Here is a 4,173-nt window from a genome sequence, read left to right as displayed (position 1 = left end):
CCAAAAAATAGCTTCAAGCCATTGCCCCGGTGTATTGAGTAACATCCCTGCCGATTCGTTAAGCACCTCAACCCCGCCTGACAGATCGGGATATTCCATCATCAAACCGTTATAAGAACAAGAGCCAAGACCTGCCCCATGAAAATGTTGCATTTCGTTCGACAACATGGTTACACCCCATAAAGGCAAGGCATAACAAGTTTCTTCGGCGGCGATTTTCCAGCGTAAATGAAGCGCTGTGCCGTAGTTAAGAAAAGGACGCAAGTTTGCCCCCCGAAGCGGGTATTCCCCAAAATAGAAAGCTCCTTGCTCCAGTTTGACATCATTGCGATCAACATCAAATTCATTTCCATCTTCGTTAAAAGAAGACATAAGATCAAAATAAGCTAAATTCGCTCGGTCATCGAAATTTGCTTCAAATGAAACAATAGCGTCTTTTTCGTCGTATGCTGCTGGCTTAAACATAAATATCCCCAACAAGCCCAGCAATACGATGGCTGCGATGATGGCGGCAATAGTCTTAGTCTTTTTGCTCATAGGTCAGTATTTCCTTCTTGGATTCAAGTCCCAAGTGCAACCGGGATCTAATGACTACTCCGCCGCAAGCGGACGGGGTGTCGTCTTGCTAAAATCGATGAACAATCAGAGAGTTACAGGGAGTGAAAAATGAATATATCAGCCGGATATGTCCCTCCTTTCCAAATTGTTGCGGGCTTCCTTGCATCCCCCAACGGAAAGATTATCAACTCAATCCTTATTTTCTAATCTCTCGTGGCTTTCAATAATGAAATCATCAAGACATACTCGCTAATCCACAAAAGACTAATATAGCTTACACTAGTGGGCAACTATCGTCAAGAAAATATTGCAGAATCCAACGATGCACTATTTCGTACCAAACCTGACCCAGCGGCGCGGAATGCGCCCATTCCAGCCGGGCTTCCAGCGCAAATAGAAGACAATCAGCAGAGCTAAAATAATTAATTTAATATCGAAACCAAGGCTGGCATGGCGAGCGTAGATGCGGTCGAAGCGCAGTTTTTGGCGCGGGGTGATGTAGTAACTGCCCACTACCTGCGCCAGACCTGCCAGGCCAGGCAGCACGCGATGACGCTCGGCAAATTCAGGCATATTTTGCAAATATTCATACACCAACACTGTGCGCTGTGGGCGCGGGCCGACAAATGACATCTGCCCGAGAAAAATATTGACCAACTGAGGGAGTTCATCCAATGCCGTTTTGCGTAAAAATCGCCCAATGCGCAACGTGCGACCATCATTGACGCGCGCCATCACCGGGCCGGTTGTGCTTTCGGCATCCTTTTGCATGGTGCGGAATTTTAGTTGATAAAAGTTCTTCCCCCCTTTGCCAACCGAGTTTTTGATGAAGAAAATCGGACCGGGGTCTTCCAGCCAAATCAGAGCTGAAATCAACAACCAAATCGGGGCTGAGATTACCAATACCACCAATGAGAGCAGAAAATCAAAACCGCGTTTTGCCCAACTCCCACGCGGCGGATGACCGATGGTTTCAAGATGCAGTTGATACACCTCAGCCTGAATGCGCAGCGATGGCGGGGAGTTATTCTCCCAAAGGGCCGCACGCAGACGCGTACCGTGCTGGTATTGTTCGGATGACGACGTAATTGGAGTTTCGCACTCAGTCATAAGTTTCGTCCTGAAGAACTCCGCAATTATACCCCTCGCGGGGTGATATAATCATCAGCCAATGAACAAGAAAATCATCCGCAACATCCTTATTGGTATTCTGCTTATCGCCCTCGTCAGCGCTGGGATTGTTTATGGCTTCCCCCTGCTGAAAAACTGGAACACCCCCCTGGCACCCAGCCTGGAGCTAGATACCCCCACTGCGGTAATCCCCCCCAGCGTTGTTCCCAGCCTGACCGCCACCGATCCACTCGCGGCCACAAATGCCAGCTCAACCGGGCAGAAAGTCGCTACAGAACTTCCACAAGCCACCGAGACGATCACCCCGGAACCCACATCCACACCCGAACCCCTGTGTGGCGGCCCCCAGGTAATGACAGTTTTAGCCCTGGGCGTGGACATTAACGACTATACCTACGGCTTGGCCGATGTCATTCGGATTGTGCGCGTCGATTTTGTCACCCCAAAAGTCACCGTACTCTCTCTGCCACGCGACCTGTGGGTTGAAATCCCCGGCATCGAAGACCACTACGACATCACCCACGGCAAACTCAACCAATCGTACTTTTACGGCACCGAGGGCATGGGTTACTACGACGGCCCCGGCGGCGGCCCCGGCCTGATGGCGCGTACGCTGGCGCAAAATTTTGATCTCTATGTCGATCACTACGGCACGGTCAATATGTTCACCTTCACCAAAATGGTTGATGCGGTCGGCGGGATTGATATTTACCTGCCCGAAGCCGTAGATGGCCGCCCAATTGACGACAAAACGGAAGATATGGGCTACTTCACTGCCGGACACCATCATTTCACCGGCGAAATGGCGCTGCGTTTTTCGCGCATCCGCAAAATCGATTCCGGCTTTGCCCGCATGGATCGCCAGACCCAAGTCATCTGCGCCCTGCGCGAGAAAATTCTCACCCCGGCGGTGCTGCCAAACCTGCCGCAACTGATCGCATCCTTCGAAGGCTCCATCATCACCGATCTCAGCCCGGCACAGCTCGGCCAATTGGCCTGCCTTGCACCACAAATCAGCCGCGAAAACCTGCTCTTCGCCAGCATCCCGCAAGAAATTCTCACCCCTACGCGTGCCTTCAACGAAATGGCCGACGATACCACCTTCGTCCTCGGTGCCGATTACGATGTCATCCGTGATTATATCGATCGTTTCGAAGCCGGAACCTGGCCCGACAAGCCCAAAGAACCAACTTGCCCGTAGCGCATGATGAATGTTCCCCAATTACTCAAAAAATATGGCTTGCGGCCAAAGAAGGGGCTGGGGCAGAATTTTTTAGTGGATGAAGCCGCCTTACGGCGGGTGGTTGCCGCAGCCGACCTGATGGCTGGTGAGGCGGTATTGGAGATTGGCCCCGGCCTGGGGAGTTTAACTCGTCACCTGGCAGCCGCAGCCCAGCGGGTGGTGGCTGTTGAAATTGATGACAAACTCATCCCACCGTTGCAAGAAGTTTTATCCCCCTTCGAGAACGTCACCATCATCCACGATGACATCCTCAACTGCAACCCGAACACCCTGATGTTCGATTCGCCCTACGTGGTTGTGGCGAATATTCCTTATTACATCACCTCCGCCATCATCCGGCACTTGTTGGAAGCAGATACCGCACCCCAACGCATTGTGCTAACGGTGCAACGCGAGGTTGCCCAGCGCATCTGCGCCCAGCCCGGTGATCTAAGTTTGCTGGCTCTGAGCGTGCAAGTCTATGGCGAACCGCAAATTGCAAGCCGTATCCCGGCCGGGGCATTTTATCCACCTCCCAAAATTGATTCGGCTGTCGTGCGCATTGATCTGTTCCCCGAACCCAAAATTCCTATTGATTCGCTAGATAAGTTTTTTACCTTAGCCAAAGCTGGTTTCGGGCAAAAACGAAAAATGCTGAACAACGCCATTTCAGCCGGAATGGGATGGCCCAAACAAAAAACGCAGGCTTTACTTGAAGCTGCGGCGATTGATCCCCAGCGACGCGCCGAAACTTTGAGCATCGAAGAATGGCGCAGATTGACCTTGAAAGCAAACACAGCGTAATGCAAAGCAATCAGAGAGATTGCCACACTTTGCTGCGCTACATTCGCAATGACATAAAAGCGTGATCCACCAAGACAGGGATTCCCATGCCACATCTGATACTTGAATACACAAATAACATCTCCCAGGCGATTGATACGCAAAAAATTTTCGCCCCGTTGCATCAGATCATTGCTGAGACAGCAGGCATCCGTATTGAAAATTGCAAAAGCCGGGCGATTCTGTTAAACGACTATTACATCGCGGATGGTACACCGCTGCAAGCCTTCGCACATCTATCAGTGCGTTTTCTGGAAGGACGCTCGAGCGAGATTAGACAATCGATTGGGCAACAATGTTTGCAAATATTACGCGGGTATTTTGGCGATGCCCCCAAAGAGTTGGACCTGCAATTGACTGTAGAAATTGGCGACATACAACGGCAGAGCTATTTCAAGTTTCCCAATGGAACGCTCTAG

The 4,173-nt window shown here is 51.0% G+C and carries 5 protein-coding genes; 3 read left to right on the top strand and 2 right to left on the bottom strand.

Annotated elements, in window-relative coordinates:
- Together HN413_18370 and HN413_18365 are read right to left on the bottom strand one after the other, a co-directional pair.
- Positions 1-537 (bottom strand): hypothetical protein (locus tag HN413_18370; protein ID MBT3392368.1); only part of this gene is annotated, 537 nt, incomplete at its 3' end.
- 348 nt (positions 538-885) lie between these two features.
- Positions 886-1,668 (bottom strand): sugar transferase, encoded by a 783-nt coding sequence (locus HN413_18365; GenBank protein ID MBT3392367.1) that lies wholly within the window; start codon positions 1,666-1,668, stop codon positions 886-888.
- Positions 1,669-1,729: 61 nt separating this feature from the next.
- Between HN413_18365 and HN413_18360 the strand changes: the two genes are divergently transcribed.
- The 3 genes from HN413_18360 to HN413_18350 all read left to right on the top strand — a co-directional run bounded on the left by HN413_18360 (position 1,730) and on the right by HN413_18350 (position 4,173).
- Complete coding sequence (locus HN413_18360; protein ID MBT3392366.1) at positions 1,730-2,890, top strand: hypothetical protein; 1,161 nt, start codon at positions 1,730-1,732, stop codon at positions 2,888-2,890.
- Positions 2,891-2,896: 6 nt separating this feature from the next.
- Positions 2,897-3,715 (top strand): 16S rRNA (adenine(1518)-N(6)/adenine(1519)-N(6))-dimethyltransferase RsmA, encoded by an 819-nt coding sequence (gene rsmA, locus HN413_18355; GenBank protein ID MBT3392365.1) that lies wholly within the window; start codon positions 2,897-2,899, stop codon positions 3,713-3,715.
- 86 nt (positions 3,716-3,801) lie between these two features.
- Complete coding sequence (locus HN413_18350) at positions 3,802-4,173, top strand: 5-carboxymethyl-2-hydroxymuconate Delta-isomerase (GenBank protein MBT3392364.1); 372 nt, start codon at positions 3,802-3,804, stop codon at positions 4,171-4,173.

The organism is Chloroflexota bacterium, assembly GCA_018648225.1.
Lineage (GTDB): Bacteria > Chloroflexota > Anaerolineae > Anaerolineales > UBA11858 > NIOZ-UU35.
Note: the sequence above shows the minus strand (reverse complement) of the source record. Positions and strands in the feature narration are given on the sequence as shown.

Bases quoted from the DNA above. Each gene is read 5' to 3' on its own strand.
- HN413_18365 (MBT3392367.1), bottom strand. From the start codon at position 1,668: ATGACTGAGTGCGAAACTCCAATTACGTCGTCATCCGAACAATACCAG.
- HN413_18360 (MBT3392366.1), top strand. From the start codon at position 1,730: ATGAACAAGAAAATCATCCGCAACATCCTTATTGGTATTCTGCTTATC.
- rsmA (MBT3392365.1), top strand. From the start codon at position 2,897: ATGAATGTTCCCCAATTACTCAAAAAATATGGCTTGCGGCCAAAGAAG.
- HN413_18350 (MBT3392364.1), top strand. From the start codon at position 3,802: ATGCCACATCTGATACTTGAATACACAAATAACATCTCCCAGGCGATT.